We start from the raw sequence: 16,148 nt of genomic DNA on the forward strand, positions 1-16,148 counted from the left end.
TAGTAGGCACTCGGAAATAAAATTGAAATTAGCCCTTGTCAGGGCGCGAGAAGTGTCTATACTGCGCCTCTACTGACACGGCAACAGCGACACGCGGTTGTGGTAACGGTAAGAAGTAAAACAGAAAAGCCGAACGCGAAATTGAAAAAAAAATTAACGTTGACTTTTCAGCGGTGCAGCGTAGTATGCCCCTCCCGCGCCACGGTAGATGTGGCAACGCTCTTTAACAATTAATCAGACAATCTGTGTGGGCACTCACAGGACTTTATCGTAAAGCCTTCGGGCTTAAAAAAATAAAAGTCTTGAAGAGTGAACAACAGTTAATTCATTACGAACTGACAGTAATAATTCTTTGAGCATCGCTTCTCGAGTAGAAGCAAATCAAACTTTAAATTGAAGAGTTTGATCATGGCTCAGATTGAACGCTGGCGGCAGGCCTAACACATGCAAGTCGAGCGGTAGCACAAGAGAGCTTGCTCTCTGGGTGACGAGCGGCGGACGGGTGAGTAATGTCTGGGAAACTGCCTGATGGAGGGGGATAACTACTGGAAACGGTAGCTAATACCGCATAACGTCGCAAGACCAAAGTGGGGGACTTTCGGGCCTCACGCCATCAGATGTGCCCAGATGGGATTAGCTAGTAGGTGAGGTAATGGCTCACCTAGGCGACGATCCCTAGCTGGTCTGAGAGGATGACCAGCCACACTGGAACTGAGACACGGTCCAGACTCCTACGGGAGGCAGCAGTGGGGAATATTGCACAATGGGCGCAAGCCTGATGCAGCCATGCCGCGTGTGTGAAGAAGGCCTTCGGGTTGTAAAGCACTTTCAGCGAGGAGGAAGGCAGCAAGGTTAATAACCTTGCTGATTGACGTGACTCGCAGAAGAAGCACCGGCTAACTCCGTGCCAGCAGCCGCGGTAATACGGAGGGTGCAAGCGTTAATCGGAATGACTGGGCGTAAAGCGCACGCAGGCGGTTTGTTAAGTTGGATGTGAAATCCCCGGGCTTAACCTGGGAACTGCATTCAAAACTGGCAAGCTAGAGTCTCGTAGAGGGGGGTAGAATTCCAGGTGTAGCGGTGAAATGCGTAGAGATCTGGAGGAATACCGGTGGCGAAGGCGGCCCCCTGGACGAAGACTGACGCTCAGGTGCGAAAGCGTGGGGAGCAAACAGGATTAGATACCCTGGTAGTCCACGCTGTAAACGATGTCGATTTGGAGGTTGTGCCCTTGAGGCGTGGCTTCCGGAGCTAACGCGTTAAATCGACCGCCTGGGGAGTACGGCCGCAAGGTTAAAACTCAAATGAATTGACGGGGGCCCGCACAAGCGGTGGAGCATGTGGTTTAATTCGATGCAACGCGAAGAACCTTACCTACTCTTGACATCCAGAGAACTTTGTAGAGATACGAAGGTGCCTTCGGGAACTCTGAGACAGGTGCTGCATGGCTGTCGTCAGCTCGTGTTGTGAAATGTTGGGTTAAGTCCCGCAACGAGCGCAACCCTTATCCTTTGTTGCCAGCGATTCGGTCGGGAACTCAAAGGAGACTGCCAGTGATAAACTGGAGGAAGGTGGGGATGACGTCAAGTCATCATGGCCCTTACGAGTAGGGCTACACACGTGCTACAATGGCGTATACAAAGAGAAGCGACCTCGCGAGAGTAAGCGGACCTCATAAAGTACGTCGTAGTCCGGATTGGAGTCTGCAACTCGACTCCATGAAGTCGGAATCGCTAGTAATCGTAGATCAGAATGCTACGGTGAATACGTTCCCGGGCCTTGTACACACCGCCCGTCACACCATGGGAGTGGGTTGCAAAAGAAGTAGGTAGCTTAACCTTCGGGAGGGCGCTTACCACTTTGTGATTCATGACTGGGGTGAAGTCGTAACAAGGTAACCGTAGGGGAACCTGCGGTTGGATCACCTCCTTACCTGATGGTACTGATTCTGTGAAGTGTCCACACAGATTGTCTGATGAAAATGCTGAGCAAAAAGCACCTGTTGATGAATGAGTCTCTGATTCATGCTGATACGAACCGATTAGAGCAGTTGAGTTAATCGGGTTTTCGTGTCCCCATCGTCTAGAGGCCTAGGACACTGCCCTTTCACGGCTGTAACAGGGGTTCGAATCCCCTTGGGGACGCCAACCGATAATGAGTGAAAGACATTATCACCGGTTCTGCGCAACCGACAATAACGTAAAGATGACTTACGAGTCGTGTTTACGATATTTGCTCTTTAACAATCTGGAACAAGCTGAAAATTGAAACGAGCAATATTGGCTCACTACCAATATTGTGATTCTCTCAAGCTTTCACACCCGAGACATTTTCGGGTTGTGAGGTTAAGTGAATAAGCGTACACGGTGGATGCCTAGGCAGTCAGAGGCGATGAAGGGCGTGCTAATCTGCGAAAAGCGTCGGCAAGCTGATATGAAGCGTTATAACCGACGATACCCGAATGGGGAAACCCAGTGCAATTCGTTGCACTATCATGTCATGAATACATAGTGGCATGAGGCGAACCGGGGGAACTGAAACATCTCAGTACCCCGAGGAAAAGAAATCAACCGAGATTCCCCCAGTAGCGGCGAGCGAACGGGGAAGAGCCCAGAGTCTGAATCAGCTTGTGTGTCAGTGGAAGCGTCTGGAAAGTCGCACAGTAAAGGGTGATAGTCCCGTACACGAAGACGCACAGGTTGTGAGCTCGATGAGTAGGGCGGGACACGTGTTATCCTGTCTGAATATGGGGGGACCATCCTCCAAGGCTAAATACTCCTGACTGACCGATAGTGAACCAGTACCGTGAGGGAAAGGCGAAAAGAACCCCGGCGAGGGGAGTGAAACAGAACCTGAAACTGTGTACGTACAAGCAGTGGGAGCATCCTTCGGGGTGTGACTGCGTACCTTTTGTATAATGGGTCAGCGACTTATATTCTGTAGCAAGGTTAACCGCATAGGGGAGCCGCAGGGAAACCGAGTCTTAACTGGGCGTTAAGTTGCAGGGTATAGACCCGAAACCCGGTGATCTAGCCATGGGCAGGTTGAAGGTTGGGTAACACTAACTGGAGGACCGAACCGACTAATGTTGAAAAATTAGCGGATGACTTGTGGCTGGGGGTGAAAGGCCAATCAAACCGGGAGATAGCTGGTTCTCCCCGAAAGCTATTTAGGTAGCGCCTCGTGAATTCATCTTCGGGGGTAGAGCACTGTTTCGGCTAGGGGGTCATCCCGACTTACCAACCCGATGCAAACTACGAATACCGAAGAATGTTATCACGGGAGACACACGGCGGGTGCTAACGTTCGTCGTGAAGAGGGAAACAACCCAGACCGCCAGCTAAGGTCCCAAAGTCATGGTTAAGTGGGAAACGATGTGGGAAGGCATAGACAGCCAGGATGTTGGCTTAGAAGCAGCCATCATTTAAAGAAAGCGTAATAGCTCACTGGTCGAGTCGGCCTGCGCGGAAGATGTAACGGGGCTAAACCATGCACCGAAGCTGCGGCAGCGACACTTAGTGTTGTTGGGTAGGGGAGCGTTCTGTAAGCCGTTGAAGGTGAACTGTGAGGTTTGCTGAAGGTATCAGAAGTGCGAATGCTGACATAAGTAACGATAAAGCGGGTGAAAAGCCCGCTCGCCGGAAGACCAAGGGTTCCTGTCCAACGTTAATCGGGGCAGGGTGAGTCGACCCCTAAGGCGAGGCCGAAAGGCGTAGTCGATGGGAAACAGGTTAATATTCCTGTACTTGGTGTTACTGCGAAGGGGGGACGGAGAAGGCTATGTCATCCGGGCGACGGTTGTCCCGGTTTAAGCGTGTAGGTGGGTGACTTTGGTAAATCCGGGTTGCTATTAAACACTGAGGCGTGATGACGAGGTACTACGGTACTGAAGTGACAGATGCCCAGCTTCCAGGAAAAGCCTCTAAGCATCAGGTAACATTGGATCGTACCCCAAACCGACACAGGTGGTCAGGTAGAGAATACCAAGGCGCTTGAGAGAACTCGGGTGAAGGAACTAGGCAAAATGGTGCCGTAACTTCGGGAGAAGGCACGCTGTGCGAGGTGTAGGGACTTGCTCCTGAAGCTTTGCGCAGTCGCAGATACCAGCTGGCTGCAACTGTTTAATAAAAACACAGCACTGTGCAAACACGAAAGTGGACGTATACGGTGTGACGCCTGCCCGGTGCTGGAAGGTTAATTGATGGGGTTATCCGCAAGGAGAAGCTCTTGATCGAAGCCCCAGTAAACGGCGGCCGTAACTATAACGGTCCTAAGGTAGCGAAATTCCTTGTCGGGTAAGTTCCGACCTGCACGAATGGCGTAATGATGGCCAGGCTGTCTCCACCCGAGACTCAGTGAAATTGAACTCGCTGTGAAGATGCAGTGTACCCGCGGCAAGACGGAAAGACCCCGTGAACCTTTACTATAGCTTGACACTGAACCTTGAGCCTTGATGTGTAGGATAGGTGGGAGGCTTTGAAGTGTGGACGCCAGTCTGCATGGAGCCAACCTTGAAATACCACCCTTTAATGTTTGATGTTCTAACCTGGGTCCGTAATCCGGACTGGGGACAGTGTCTGGTGGGTAGTTTGACTGGGGCGGTCTCCTCCCAAAGAGTAACGGAGGAGCACGAAGGTTAGCTAATCCTGGTCGGACATCAGGAGGTTAGTGCAAAGGCATAAGCTAGCTTGACTGCGAGAGTGACGGCTCGAGCAGGTACGAAAGTAGGTCTTAGTGATCCGGTGGTTCTGAATGGAAGGGCCATCGCTCAACGGATAAAAGGTACTCCGGGGATAACAGGCTGATACCGCCCAAGAGTTCATATCGACGGCGGTGTTTGGCACCTCGATGTCGGCTCATCACATCCTGGGGCTGAAGTAGGTCCCAAGGGTATGGCTGTTCGCCATTTAAAGTGGTACGCGAGCTGGGTTTAGAACGTCGTGAGACAGTTCGGTCCCTATCTGCCGTGGGCGTTGGAGAATTGGGGGGGGTTGCTCCTAGTACGAGAGGACCGGAGTGAACGCACCACTGGTGTTCGGGTTGTCATGCCAATGGCATTGCCCGGTAGCTACGTGCGGAAGAGATAAGTGCTGAAAGCATCTAAGCACGAAACTTGCCCCGAGATGAGTTCTCCCTTGTCCCTAGAGGACGCTGAAAGGCCGTTGAAGACGACGACGTAGATAGGCTGGGTGTGTAAGTGCAGCGATGCATTGAGCTAACCAGTACTAATGACCTGTGAGGCTTAACCTTACAACGCCGAAGGTGTTTTGGTGTTGGTGTAGAGAATCAGAACTCGTGAAGTTCAGCTTGTAGACAGATTGGTCTTGCTGGTCCGTGAGGACGGGTAAGATAAAACAGAATATGCCTGGCGGCGATAGCGCGGTGGTCCCACCTGACCCCATGCCGAACTCAGAAGTGAAACGCCGTAGCGCCGATGGTAGTGTGGGGCTTCCCCATGTGAGAGTAGGGAACTGCCAGGCTTTAAATATAGCGAAGGGGCTGTCCGAGAGGACAGCCCTTTTTGCTGTGCGTGGTTTTTGGTGGTATAGGGTTTTTATAGAAAAGCGACATTATTTTGATAACAATTAGCTGTATTTTTTTGCCACATATCAGGGCATTGGCTGTAATCATTTTTAAGTCGGTTGGCTATATCATCAGGAATGGCTCGTCTTTCATTGCTCTCTCAGGGATCGAAGATGCCCGCGGACCGTAGAGATTTGGAGTGCGGGATCGGGTAAACTACGACGTATTCAATCTGGAGAGTACGTTCTGATGACGAGCAGTGTCACATCCCTTAAGCCATACCACACCTTCTCTTTGCCCGTTTATGCCGATGAGATCGTCTGCGCCGATACACCGGATTCGTTGGCTGCTTCCTGGCGTCATGCGAGTGAACAGAATAAACCAGTGTTGATTATGGGGGAGGGTAGCAATGTCCTGTTTTTGGAAGATTTTGCAGGGACTGTCATTGTTAACCGCATAAAAGGGATTGAAATTGCTGAAGATGATCGCGGATGGCATCTGCACGTCGGTGCCGGTGAGAACTGGCATCATCTGGTCGAGTATACGCTGCAACAGGGCGTGTCGGGCCTAGAAAACCTAGCGCTGATTCCTGGCTGCGTCGGCTCGGCTCCCATCCAGAATATTGGCGCTTATGGCGCTGAGTTTAAGCAGTTTTGCGCATATGTCGATGTCTTGGATCTTACCCTCAATCAGCTGACCCGCCTCAGTGCTGAGCAGTGCAAGTTTGACTATCGTGAAAGTATCTTTAAGCATGAATACCGCCAGGGATTTGCCATTATTGCAGTAGGTCTGCATCTGACTAAGTCCTGGGTGCCTCTGTTGGGCTATGGTGATTTGGCGCAGCTCGATCCTGCCACCGCGACGCCTGATGCTATCTTTACTACGGTATGTGCGATGCGGCGTAAGAAATTACCCGATCCGGCGCTGATGGGAAATGCGGGCAGTTTTTTCAAAAACCCTGTCGTTAGCGCCGAGCAAGCACAGGTTATCTTGATACGTTACCCCACTGCACCACACTATCCGCAGCACAATGGTACGGTTAAATTTGCTGCTGGCTGGCTTATCGACCAGTGCCAGTTAAAAGGGCACCGCATTGGTGGCGCAGCGGTTCATCAGCAGCAGGCTCTGGTGCTGGTCAACCTTGATGGGGCGAGGAGTGACGATATCGTCGCGCTGTCGCGTTATGTGCGTAATAGCGTTGCAGAGACATTTGCACTCTGGCTTGAGCCGGAAGTGCGCTTTATTGCTTCAACGGGTGAAGTAAGCGCGACAGAGGTGCTGTCATGAAAGATATCCGCGTCCCTTTAACGCTTATCAGGATCCTTTCCGATGGTGAGTTTTATTCAGGTGAATACCTCGCTGAACTGTTGGGAATGAGCCGGGCAGGGATTAACAAACATATCCAAACCATCAGAGAGTGGGGACTGGATGTGTTTCCCGTTACAGGGAAAGGGTACAGCTTGCCTGAACCGATGCAATTGCTCGATGAGAATGTTATTCGTGCCGCACTCCCAGCAAATAACGTTGCGGTACTGCCTGTCATTGATTCGACCAACCAGTATCTGCTCGACCGGCTGGAGAGCTTGCACTCTGGCGATGCGTGCGTGGCAGAGTACCAGCAGGCTGGTCGTGGTCGTCGTGGGCGTCAGTGGCAATCACCCTTTGGCGCTAACCTTTACCTCTCCATGTTTTGGCGCTTGGAGCAGGGGCCTGCCGCTGCGGTGGGGGTAAGCCTAGCTATTGGTATCGTGGTTGCAGAAGTGCTGCATCGCCTCGGTGCACATGATGTCAAAGTCAAATGGCCCAACGATCTCTATATGCACGATCGCAAACTGGCCGGGATTCTGGTTGAGCTGATGGGAAAAACGGGAGATGCGGCGCAGTTAGTGATCGGGATTGGCATTAACTTGCGGATGCGGGTCTCTTCGGGGCAAGGCGTGACGCAGGAATGGATCAACCTGCAAGAAGCCAGGATCGATATCGATCGTAATATTTTGGCCGCTACGCTTGTCACTGAATTGAGTAACGCGCTGGAAGTGTTTGAACAAGGCGGACTACGCTCGTTCATCCCTCGCTGGCAAGCCATCGATAATTACTATAATCGCCCAGTGAAATTGATTATGGGCGAACGAGAGATCCATGGGATTGAACGCGGAATTGATGAGCAGGGCGCGCTGTTACTTGAAGAGAACGGTGAGATTAAGGCCTACATTGGTGGCGAAATCTCACTGCGTGGCAAATAGCCAGTAGGGGGATTCCCCCCACTGTCTTGTAATACTGCTATTTTCTCAAACGCACATAGTCAACGGCATGATTAGCGCTTTTGGTCATAATCAAACTGGCGCGCTCACGGGTAGGCAAAATATTTTGGTGCAAGTTAGGTTCATTGATATCACGCCAAATTTTGGTCGCAATTGTCACCGCTTGCTCTTCCGTTAATTTTGCATACTCGTGAAAATAAGAATTAGGATCGGAGAATGCACCTAGGCGAAATTTCAAAAACCGGTTTATATACCAGGATTTTAATAATTCTTCCGATGCGTCAACATAAATAGAAAAATCAATAAAATCAGAAACAAAAGTGCGTGGTTGTGCGTGCGGATAATCCATTTCACTTTGCAAAACGTTTAATCCTTCAAGGATAAGAATATCCGGTTGCTCCACCACTTTATTGCTATTTGGCACGATATCGTAAGTCAGGTGTGAATATATTGGTGCGGTGACTTTTTTAGCCCCCGATTTTATATCCGACACAAATTTCATCAAACTATGAATATCGTAAGATTCAGGAAACCCTTTTTTCTGCATTAGGTTCCTGTCTTTAAGCACCTGTTTGGAATGTAAAAAACCGTCTGTGGTGATCAATTCAACTCGACGATGCTCAGGCCACCGGCTTAGCAACGCCTGCAATACGCGTGCGGTAGTACTTTTGCCAACCGCGACGCTGCCTGCGATGCCAATAATATAGGGAATACGCTGCCCGTTAGTGCCGAGAAATTGCTCCAATACTGCCTGGCGTCTCAGGTTTGAGCTGATATAAAAATTAAGCAGACGTGATAAAGGCAGATAGATTTCGGCAACTTCATCGAGTGATAACTCGTCATTGATCCCTTTTAACCGGATGATTTCTTCTTCTGTCAGCGTTAATGGCACTGAATTGCGCAATGCAGCCCATTGACGGCGATCGAAGTGTAGGTAGGGTGTTGCCAAAGGTTGCTCGCTGTCTCTCATCTATCCAATTTATCCTATAGACCATCCTGCATGGAGGCGAAACTGCCCATGTATTGTATGAGCAGGAAGTATAAGCCGCGGGTGGTCATACACGGTAATGTTGTGATTCGATTAGTAGATGTCAGGCAGGTTACATGTTGGACACGCAGAAAAGAAGACAACAATATGATATTTCCTGACGCAATAGCATCAGGAAACGATTAACTTGCCAAGGCCGGTGTCATCCAATTGGCGACAAACAGGCGCTTGTAGTAGATGGCAGTAGGATGATATAGCCAAGCGACATTATTTTGATAACAATTAGCTGTATTTTTTTGCCACATATCAGGGCATTGGCTGTAATCATTTTTAAGTCGGTTGGCTATAGCTGCCGTCGGGCGCGCTGGCATAATCAGGAATTTCCCCCAGATAGCGATATCCCTGCATGCGGTAAAAGGCTTCTGCCGGAGAACCCGCCTGAGTATCCAGATACAGCAGGCCACGATTGAGTTCAAAGGCGGTTGTTTCAAGCACCGACAGTAGTTTGCGGCCAATACCCTAGCGACGCGCACGGCTGTGTACCAGCAGTTTTTGCACCTCTGCTCGGTTCAACCCATTGCTTTTCTGGCACAGTTCAAGCTGCACGCTTCCGATATAGCCAAGCGACTTAATTTTGATTACACCATATGGACTGAGAACAAAATCTCTGTATCGCAACCACTCTCTCTTTTTTTGCTTGTGCCCATTTATGCTCAATGGGGTTAAGATCTGGCGAATATGTAGGCAAATACTTCACCATATACCCTGCATCGATGATGACTTGTTGAATATTATGTTTTTTGTGAAAAGTTGCATTGTCCATCACGATTACCCTGTTTTTAGGGAGTACTGGGATAAGGACTTGTGTGACCCAGGAATAGAAAACATCGCTGTTAATATTGATATCAAATAATCCGATAGCAAACAGCGTGGTGCCTAATAAAGCGCCGATAACATTTGTTCTTCCCTTGGCTCCCCCGTTCTTCAGGCCAAAACACCGTTGACCTTTTGGGGAATAGCCGTGAGTCCGTGGGGTATCGTGTGGAAAACCACTTTCATCAATAAAAACAATAGGTTTGCCTTCTTTTTCATACTGTTGTATTTTTTGTTGAAATGCTTGCCGGGCGCTTTCGTCGGCTTTCGGATGACGTAGCGTTTTTTTATAGGTCAATCCCAGCTTTTTAAGAGCGTGCCAAATGGCCTTCTGACAAACGCCAAAACGCTCTGCACGTTCTTTTTGGTAAGCATCTGGATATGGTTCAACATCTTTTATCAACTCGGATTTATCGCTCTTTCGCTGACGCGTGGTCGATGCTTTTGACGCTATTTGATTAATCCAACGCGATACAGAGGCAGGGCCAATCCGAAATTGCTTCGCTGTTTCTCGGATACTCAACCCTTCTTCTTCCCGTGTAGATATCACTTTACGTCTAAAATCAATTGAATAGCTTATTTAAATAATGTAATCAAAATTAAGTCGTTTAGCTATACATGCCAAGCCAGATTTACGTCGTTAACGTGGTTAAACACATATTTATGGCGAAGAAGGTGCGTTACTTTGGAGCAAAAGGTCATTGTTGGTGCAGAATCGTGCTGACGTCATGGTAAAAAAAGAATGCACGACAGGGGAGAATGTGCGGGATTGGTCGTGAATTTGGATGTTCTTTAGGCATTTTATCGCATGATACGTGAATTCATGCTCGAATTTGGATAAAATCTAAGCAATAGCGCATTTTAAGCAATTTTTTTGTTGCATAGGTGGCTCGCTCTACCTAGAATGCGCAGCACTTGATGCCGGCTTAGCTCAGTTGGTAGAGCAACTGACTTGTAATCAGTAGGTCGCCAGTTCGATTCCGGCAGCCGGCACCATCAAGTACACAATTAGGTGGGGTTCCCGAGCGGCCAAAGGGAGCAGACTGTAAATCTGCCGTCACAGGCTTCGAAGGTTCGAATCCTTCCCCCACCACCAAATTCAAGCCATACAGGTTATGGCTGAACCAACGCGACGAGGCAATCATCGTGTTGGCGAAGGCGGAAGCTTTCAACAGAAAAATCAGGTAGCCGAGTTCAGGATGCGGGCATCGTATAATGGCTATTACCTCAGCCTTCCAAGCTGATGATGTGGGTTCGATTCCCACTGCCCGCTCCAATAAGTGCTGATATAGCTCAGCTGGTAGAGCGCACCCTTGGTAAGGGTGAGGTCGGCAGTTCGAATCTGCCTATCAGCACCACTTCTTTTCCATCTCCTGATTTCCTTTCTGTAAAATATTCGTCAAGCGTTAGCTTGGTTAATGTGGTGCTATCACCGATTTATCCGTGTCTTAGAGGGACAGTCGATGTCTAAAGAAAAGTTTGAACGTACTAAACCGCACGTTAACGTCGGTACTATCGGCCACGTTGACCATGGTAAAACCACGCTGACCGCAGCGATCACCACCGTACTGGCTAAAACCTACGGCGGTAGCGCGCGCGCATTCGATCAGATCGATAACGCGCCGGAAGAAAAAGCACGTGGTATCACCATCAACACCTCTCACGTTGAATATGACACCCCGACCCGTCACTACGCGCACGTTGACTGCCCGGGACACGCCGACTACGTGAAAAACATGATCACCGGTGCTGCCCAGATGGACGGCGCGATCCTAGTAGTTGCTGCGACTGACGGCCCGATGCCGCAGACGCGTGAGCACATCCTGCTGGGTCGTCAGGTAGGCGTTCCGTACATCATCGTGTTCCTGAACAAATGTGACATGGTTGATGACGAAGAGCTACTGGAACTGGTTGAAATGGAAGTCCGTGAGCTGCTGTCTCAGTACGACTTCCCGGGTGATGATACCCCGATCGTTCGTGGTTCAGCGCTGAAAGCACTGGAAGGCGACGCTGAGTGGGAAGCAAAAATCATCGAACTGGCTGGCTACCTGGACTCCTACATCCCAGAACCAGAGCGTGCGATTGACCGTCCGTTCCTGCTGCCTATCGAAGACGTATTCTCCATCTCCGGCCGTGGTACTGTAGTTACCGGTCGTGTAGAGCGTGGTATCGTTAAAGTGGGTGAAGAAGTTGAAATCGTTGGTATCAAAGATATTGCGAAATCGACGTGTACTGGCGTTGAAATGTTCCGCAAACTGCTGGACGAAGGCCGTGCGGGTGAGAACGTTGGTGTTCTGCTGCGTGGTATCAAACGTGAAGAAATCGAACGTGGTCAGGTACTGGCCAAGCCGGGCTCCATCAAGCCGCACACCAAGTTCGAATCTGAAGTGTATATCCTGAGCAAAGATGAAGGTGGCCGTCATACGCCGTTCTTCAAAGGCTACCGTCCTCAGTTCTACTTCCGTACTACTGACGTAACGGGCAGCATCGAACTGCCGGAAGGCGTTGAAATGGTAATGCCGGGCGACAACATCAAAATGGTTGTTACCCTGATCCACCCGATCGCGATGGACGACGGTTTGCGTTTCGCAATCCGTGAAGGCGGCCGTACCGTTGGTGCAGGTGTTGTTGCCAAAGTTATGGCGTAATCGCCGATAAATTTGACTCAACATGCAATAAAAGGGCATCATTTGATGCCCTTTTACTGCGCTGCCCTCAGTAGAACCTATCTCATCACGGATTGTGGCGTATAATCCTGCTAATCTGTGGTGAGATAGGCTCTGTAGATTACAGCGTAAATGCCGAGTTTCGCTGCGAGCGAAACATCATGTCGGTTTGGTTTGCCCTGCGTTGCGGGGCAAAGTTGTTTGTCTGATTCATGAGTGACAGGTTGGTTTATGAGTGCAAATACCGAGACCCAGGGTAGTGGGCGTGGCTTGGAAGTGATCAAGTGGCTGGTTGTGGCGGCTTTACTCGTTGTTGCCATAGTGGGTAATTATTACTACCGCGGGTACAGTCTGCCGCTTCGCGCATTGGCCGTTGTTATCCTGATTGCTGCCGCAGGCGGTGTTGCACTGTTAACCGCCAAAGGTAAAGCAACGGTGACCTTTGCCCGCGAAGCGCGCACTGAAGTTCGTAAAGTGATTTGGCCAACCCGCCAGGAAACGCTGCATACCACGTTGATCGTTGCCGCGGTAACTGCCGTGATGTCACTGATTCTGTGGGGGCTGGATGGTATTCTGGTCCGTTTGATATCATTTATCACAGGCCTGAGGTTCTAAGATGTCTGAAGCTCCAAAAAAACGTTGGTACGTCGTTCAGGCGTTTTCCGGCTTTGAAGGCCGCGTTGCACAATCGCTGCGCGAGCACATCAAATTGCACAACATGGAAGAGTTGTTTGGCGACGTCATGGTGCCGACCGAGGAAGTGGTTGAGATTCGTGGCGGTCAACGTCGTAAAAGCGAACGCAAATTCTTCCCTGGCTACGTGTTGGTACAGATGGTAATGGAAGACGCCAGCTGGCATTTGGTGCGTAGCGTTCCGCGTGTGATGGGCTTTATCGGCGGTACGTCCGATCGTCCTGCGCCAATCAGCGACAAAGAAGTTGACGCTATCATGAACCGCCTGCAACAGGTGGGTGATAAGCCGCGTCCGAAAACGCTGTTCGAACCGGGCGAAATGGTGCGCGTCAACGACGGCCCGTTTGCCGATTTCAACGGTGTGGCGGAAGAAGTGGATTACGAGAAAAGCCGCTTGAAAGTGTCGGTCTCCATCTTCGGACGTGCTACGCCTGTTGAGCTGGATTTCGGTCAGGTGGAAAAGGGCTGATACAGCCTGTCGTTCGTAAAGAAATTCTTGTATCTGGCGCGAAATTAATCTATTATTTCGCGCCTTTTGTTTTTAGGTGCTATGACATCTGAAAAAATCAAAAATCACGGGGAGCCTTTTTAAGGCGTTATTACCCATTAGAGGAAAGTTAAATGGCCAAGAAAGTACAAGCCTACGTCAAGCTGCAAGTTGCAGCTGGTATGGCTAACCCGAGCCCGCCAGTTGGTCCTGCTCTGGGTCAGCAAGGTGTGAACATCATGGAATTCTGTAAGGCATTCAATGCTAAAACAGAAAGCCTGGAAAAAGGTCTGCCGATTCCGGTTGTGATCACCGTTTACTCCGACCGTTCCTTCACCTTCGTTACCAAAACGCCTCCGGCAGCGGTTCTGCTGAAGAAAGCGGCTGGTATCAAGTCTGGTTCTGGCAAGCCGAACAAAGACAAAGTAGGTAAAGTGACCCACGCTCAGGTTATGGAAATTGCCCAGACCAAAGCGGCGGACATGACGGGTGCCGACGTGGAAGCTATGGCGCGTTCTATCGCGGGTACTGCTCGTTCCATGGGCTTGGTAGTGGAGGACTAAGAGATGGCTAAGCTGACCAAGCGCATGCGCGTGATCCGTGAGAAAGTTGATGTTACCAAACAATATGACATCAACGAAGCTGTAGCCCTGCTCAAAGAGCTGGCCACTGCTAAGTTTGTAGAAAGCGTTGACGTTGCCATAAACCTTGGCATCGACGCACGTAAATCTGACCAGAACGTTCGTGGCGCAGCTGTACTGCCGCACGGTACTGGCCGTTCCGTTCGCGTTGCCGTATTTACCCAAGGCGCAAACGCTGAAGCTGCTAAAGCAGCTGGCGCAGAGCTGCTAGGTATGGAAGATCTGGCTGACCAGATCAAGAAAGGCGAAATGAACTTTGACGTGGTTATTGCTTCTCCGGATGCAATGCGCGTTGTTGGCCAGTTGGGTCAGGTTCTGGGTCCGCGTGGCCTGATGCCAAACCCGAAAGTAGGTACTGTAACGCCGAACGTTGCTGAAGCGGTTAAAAACGCGAAAGCTGGTCAGGTTCGTTACCGTAACGACAAAAACGGCATCATCCACACCACCATCGGTAAGGTTGATTTCGACGCTGACAAACTGAAAGAAAACTTGGAAGCTTTGCTGATTGCGCTGAAAAAAGCCAAACCAGCTCAAGCGAAAGGCGTGTACATCAAGAAAGTTAGCATCTCCACCACCATGGGTGCTGGCGTTGCCGTTGATCAGAGTGGCCTGAACGCGGTCGCTAACTGATAGCTTTACTTGGGCGAAAGATGTACGTATAACCTTACGCCCATTGTCCTTAAATGGACGAAACAGATTTTTTCGGTTGGAGCCTGGCCTGATCTAGGCCTCCGTCCAAGATCGCAGGTGCTTCAACGTTTTCGGGTTTTCCTGAAGAACGCGAAGCTTAATTTTCCTGCGTAGACGGTGACAGAGCCTAAAGAAAATTTTCTTTTACTGGATTCTGCTCACCGTGTTTTGACGCCTGTTTTCCATGTGGTTGCAGGTGAAGTGAGTTCCGGAAATGTATTCCGGCTATATCCAGGAGCACAAGCTAATGGCATTAAATCTTCAAGACAAACAAGCGATTGTTGCTGAAGTCAGCGAAGTGGCCAAAGGCGCGCTGTCTGCGGTTGTTGCGGATTCTCGTGGCGTAACCGTAGATAAAATGACTGAACTGCGTAAAGCAGGTCGTGAAGCTGGCGTATACATGCGTGTTGTTCGCAACACCCTACTGCGTCGCGTCGTTGAAGGCACTCAGTTCGAATGCCTGAAAGACACGTTTGTTGGTCCGACCTTGATTGCATATTCTATGGAACACCCGGGCGCTGCTGCTCGTCTGTTCAAAGAGTTCGCGAAAGCGAATGCAAAATTCGAGGTTAAAGCTGCAGCCTTTGAAGGTGAGTTGATTCCGGCGGCTCAAATTGACCGTCTGGCAACGCTGCCGACTTACGAAGAAGCAATTGCACGCCTGATGGCGACCATGAAAGAAGCCTCTGCAGGCAAACTGGTCCGCACTCTGGCAGCTGTTCGCGATCAGAAAGAAGCGGCGTAATCGCCCTTTTCCTGTTTTCGCATTTGCTTACGTATAAACTATTTCTGATTGTTAGGAACAATTGTCATGTCTATCACTAAAGATCAAATTATCGAAGCAGTTGCCGCTATGTCCGTAATGGACGTTGCTGAGCTGATCTCTGCTATGGAAGAAAAATTCGGCGTTTCTGCTGCCGCTGCTGTAGCGGTTGCTGCTGGCCCGTTTGAAGCTGCTGAAGAGAAAACTGAATTCGACGTTATCCTGAAAGCTATCGGCGCTAACAAAGTTGCCGTAATCAAAGCTGTTCGTGGCGCAACTGGCTTGGGTCTGAAAGAAGCGAAAGACTTGGTTGAGTCTGCACCTGCTGCGCTGAAAGAAGGCGTGAGCAAAGATGACGCTGAAGTTCTGAAGAAATTTCTGGAAGAAGCTGGCGCTGAAGTTGAAGTTAAATAAGCCAACCCTTCCGGTTGCAGCCTGAGTTTTCAGGCTGATGGCTGGTGACCAAAAAGTCACCAGCCTTTTTGCGCTGTAGGGCATCTGTGGTGTTTCGCACCGTTTGGCCACGGATTATCCCAATATTTTTTTCTATCGACGCCTTAATA

12 protein-coding genes, 5 tRNA genes, 3 rRNA genes and 1 pseudogene are annotated in these 16,148 nt (G+C 50.0%); 17 read left to right on the plus strand and 4 right to left on the minus strand.

All coding sequences use genetic code 11. The features are described 5' to 3' along the window. Positions 1 to 390: 390 nt before the first annotated feature. The 4 genes from ACD630_RS22875 to rrf all read left to right on the plus strand — a co-directional run bounded on the left by ACD630_RS22875 (position 391) and on the right by rrf (position 5,480). Positions 391 to 1,932, plus strand: a 16S ribosomal RNA gene (locus ACD630_RS22875). 139 nt (positions 1,933 to 2,071) lie between these two features. Continuing rightward, positions 2,072 to 2,147: transfer RNA gene (locus ACD630_RS22880), tRNA-Glu, on the plus strand. Positions 2,148 to 2,343: 196 nt separating this feature from the next. Then, positions 2,344 to 5,250 (plus strand): 23S ribosomal RNA (locus ACD630_RS22885). 114 nt (positions 5,251 to 5,364) lie between these two features. Further along, positions 5,365 to 5,480, plus strand: a 5S ribosomal RNA gene (gene rrf, locus ACD630_RS22890). The 16S, 23S and 5S rRNA genes sit together here with 1 tRNA gene alongside, the layout of an rRNA operon. Before the next feature lies 1 nt (position 5,481). On the opposite strand, the gene ACD630_RS22895 is transcribed toward rrf, so the two are convergent. After that, positions 5,482 to 5,631 (minus strand): hypothetical protein, encoded by a 150-nt coding sequence (locus ACD630_RS22895; protein ID WP_430360747.1) that lies wholly within the window; start codon positions 5,629 to 5,631, stop codon positions 5,482 to 5,484. A gap of 141 nt (positions 5,632 to 5,772) precedes the next feature. Between ACD630_RS22895 and murB the strand changes: the two genes are divergently transcribed. Then, on the plus strand, positions 5,773 to 6,810 hold the full coding sequence (murB, locus tag ACD630_RS22900) for a UDP-N-acetylmuramate dehydrogenase (RefSeq protein ID WP_430360748.1): 1,038 nt from the start codon (positions 5,773 to 5,775) through the stop codon (positions 6,808 to 6,810). After that, on the plus strand, positions 6,807 to 7,766 hold the full coding sequence (gene birA, locus ACD630_RS22905; protein ID WP_430360749.1) for a bifunctional biotin--[acetyl-CoA-carboxylase] ligase/biotin operon repressor BirA: 960 nt from the start codon (positions 6,807 to 6,809) through the stop codon (positions 7,764 to 7,766). Before murB ends, birA begins: the two co-directional genes overlap by 4 nt. Before the next feature lie 37 nt (positions 7,767 to 7,803). Here the strand turns inward: birA and coaA are convergent, their stop codons facing one another. From coaA to ACD630_RS22920, 3 genes and pseudogenes are all read right to left on the minus strand, one after another. Next, positions 7,804 to 8,754 (minus strand): type I pantothenate kinase, encoded by a 951-nt coding sequence (coaA, locus tag ACD630_RS22910; protein WP_430360750.1) that lies wholly within the window; start codon positions 8,752 to 8,754, stop codon positions 7,804 to 7,806. 200 nt (positions 8,755 to 8,954) lie between these two features. Beyond that, positions 8,955 to 9,393: pseudogene (locus ACD630_RS22915) on the minus strand (GNAT family N-acetyltransferase); the annotation flags it as partial. A 7-nt stretch (positions 9,394 to 9,400) separates the two neighbouring features. Next, on the minus strand, positions 9,401 to 10,225 hold the full coding sequence (locus ACD630_RS22920) for an IS630 family transposase (protein WP_430361255.1): 825 nt from the start codon (positions 10,223 to 10,225) through the stop codon (positions 9,401 to 9,403). A gap of 340 nt (positions 10,226 to 10,565) precedes the next feature. Between ACD630_RS22920 and ACD630_RS22925 the strand changes: the two genes are divergently transcribed. The 11 genes from ACD630_RS22925 (at position 10,566) to rplL (ending at position 15,999) form a co-directional block, all read left to right on the plus strand. After that, positions 10,566 to 10,641, plus strand: a tRNA-Thr gene (locus ACD630_RS22925). 15 nt (positions 10,642 to 10,656) lie between these two features. Continuing rightward, positions 10,657 to 10,741: transfer RNA gene (locus tag ACD630_RS22930), tRNA-Tyr, on the plus strand. 105 nt (positions 10,742 to 10,846) lie between these two features. After that, positions 10,847 to 10,921 (plus strand) — tRNA-Gly (locus ACD630_RS22935). 6 nt (positions 10,922 to 10,927) lie between these two features. Continuing rightward, positions 10,928 to 11,003 (plus strand) — tRNA-Thr (locus ACD630_RS22940). Between the two features lie 105 nt (positions 11,004 to 11,108). After that, complete coding sequence (gene tuf / locus ACD630_RS22945) at positions 11,109 to 12,293, plus strand: elongation factor Tu (RefSeq protein ID WP_430360751.1); 1,185 nt, start codon at positions 11,109 to 11,111, stop codon at positions 12,291 to 12,293. A 249-nt stretch (positions 12,294 to 12,542) separates the two neighbouring features. After that, positions 12,543 to 12,926: a preprotein translocase subunit SecE gene (gene secE / locus ACD630_RS22950; protein WP_222158936.1), complete on the plus strand. Its 384-nt coding sequence runs from the start codon at positions 12,543 to 12,545 to the stop codon at positions 12,924 to 12,926. A gap of 1 nt (position 12,927) precedes the next feature. After that, on the plus strand, positions 12,928 to 13,473 hold the full coding sequence (gene nusG, locus ACD630_RS22955; protein WP_430360752.1) for a transcription termination/antitermination protein NusG: 546 nt from the start codon (positions 12,928 to 12,930) through the stop codon (positions 13,471 to 13,473). A 152-nt stretch (positions 13,474 to 13,625) separates the two neighbouring features. Continuing rightward, positions 13,626 to 14,054 carry a 50S ribosomal protein L11 gene (gene rplK / locus ACD630_RS22960; RefSeq protein WP_430360753.1) on the plus strand — a complete coding sequence of 143 codons (429 nt, stop codon included), beginning with the start codon at positions 13,626 to 13,628 and terminating at the stop codon, positions 14,052 to 14,054. A 3-nt stretch (positions 14,055 to 14,057) separates the two neighbouring features. Beyond that, entirely contained in the window at positions 14,058 to 14,762 is a 705-nt protein-coding gene (gene rplA, locus ACD630_RS22965) for a 50S ribosomal protein L1 (protein WP_430360754.1), read from the plus strand. Positions 14,763 to 15,069: 307 nt separating this feature from the next. Then, the gene (gene rplJ / locus ACD630_RS22970; RefSeq protein WP_012882962.1) at positions 15,070 to 15,567 is read left to right on the plus strand and encodes a 50S ribosomal protein L10; all 498 of its coding nucleotides are present in this window, start codon (positions 15,070 to 15,072) and stop codon (positions 15,565 to 15,567) included. 66 nt (positions 15,568 to 15,633) lie between these two features. Beyond that, on the plus strand, positions 15,634 to 15,999 hold the full coding sequence (gene rplL, locus ACD630_RS22975) for a 50S ribosomal protein L7/L12 (protein ID WP_430360755.1): 366 nt from the start codon (positions 15,634 to 15,636) through the stop codon (positions 15,997 to 15,999). Positions 16,000 to 16,148: the final 149 nt, after the last annotated feature.

The organism is Symbiopectobacterium sp. RP (assembly GCF_050472005.1).
Taxonomy (GTDB): Bacteria; Pseudomonadota; Gammaproteobacteria; order Enterobacterales; family Enterobacteriaceae; genus Symbiopectobacterium.

Excerpts from the sequence above, each read along its gene's own strand:
- ACD630_RS22895 (WP_430360747.1), bottom strand. The coding sequence starts at position 5,631 with ATGATTACAGCCAATGCCCTGATATGTGGCAAAAAAATACAGCTAATT.
- murB (WP_430360748.1), top strand. The coding sequence starts at position 5,773 with ATGACGAGCAGTGTCACATCCCTTAAGCCATACCACACCTTCTCTTTG.
- birA (WP_430360749.1), top strand. The coding sequence starts at position 6,807 with ATGAAAGATATCCGCGTCCCTTTAACGCTTATCAGGATCCTTTCCGAT.
- coaA (WP_430360750.1), bottom strand. The coding sequence starts at position 8,754 with ATGAGAGACAGCGAGCAACCTTTGGCAACACCCTACCTACACTTCGAT.
- tuf (WP_430360751.1), top strand. The coding sequence starts at position 11,109 with ATGTCTAAAGAAAAGTTTGAACGTACTAAACCGCACGTTAACGTCGGT.
- secE (WP_222158936.1), top strand. The coding sequence starts at position 12,543 with ATGAGTGCAAATACCGAGACCCAGGGTAGTGGGCGTGGCTTGGAAGTG.
- nusG (WP_430360752.1), top strand. The coding sequence starts at position 12,928 with ATGTCTGAAGCTCCAAAAAAACGTTGGTACGTCGTTCAGGCGTTTTCC.
- rplK (WP_430360753.1), top strand. The coding sequence starts at position 13,626 with ATGGCCAAGAAAGTACAAGCCTACGTCAAGCTGCAAGTTGCAGCTGGT.
- rplA (WP_430360754.1), top strand. The coding sequence starts at position 14,058 with ATGGCTAAGCTGACCAAGCGCATGCGCGTGATCCGTGAGAAAGTTGAT.
- rplJ (WP_012882962.1), top strand. The coding sequence starts at position 15,070 with ATGGCATTAAATCTTCAAGACAAACAAGCGATTGTTGCTGAAGTCAGC.
- rplL (WP_430360755.1), top strand. The coding sequence starts at position 15,634 with ATGTCTATCACTAAAGATCAAATTATCGAAGCAGTTGCCGCTATGTCC.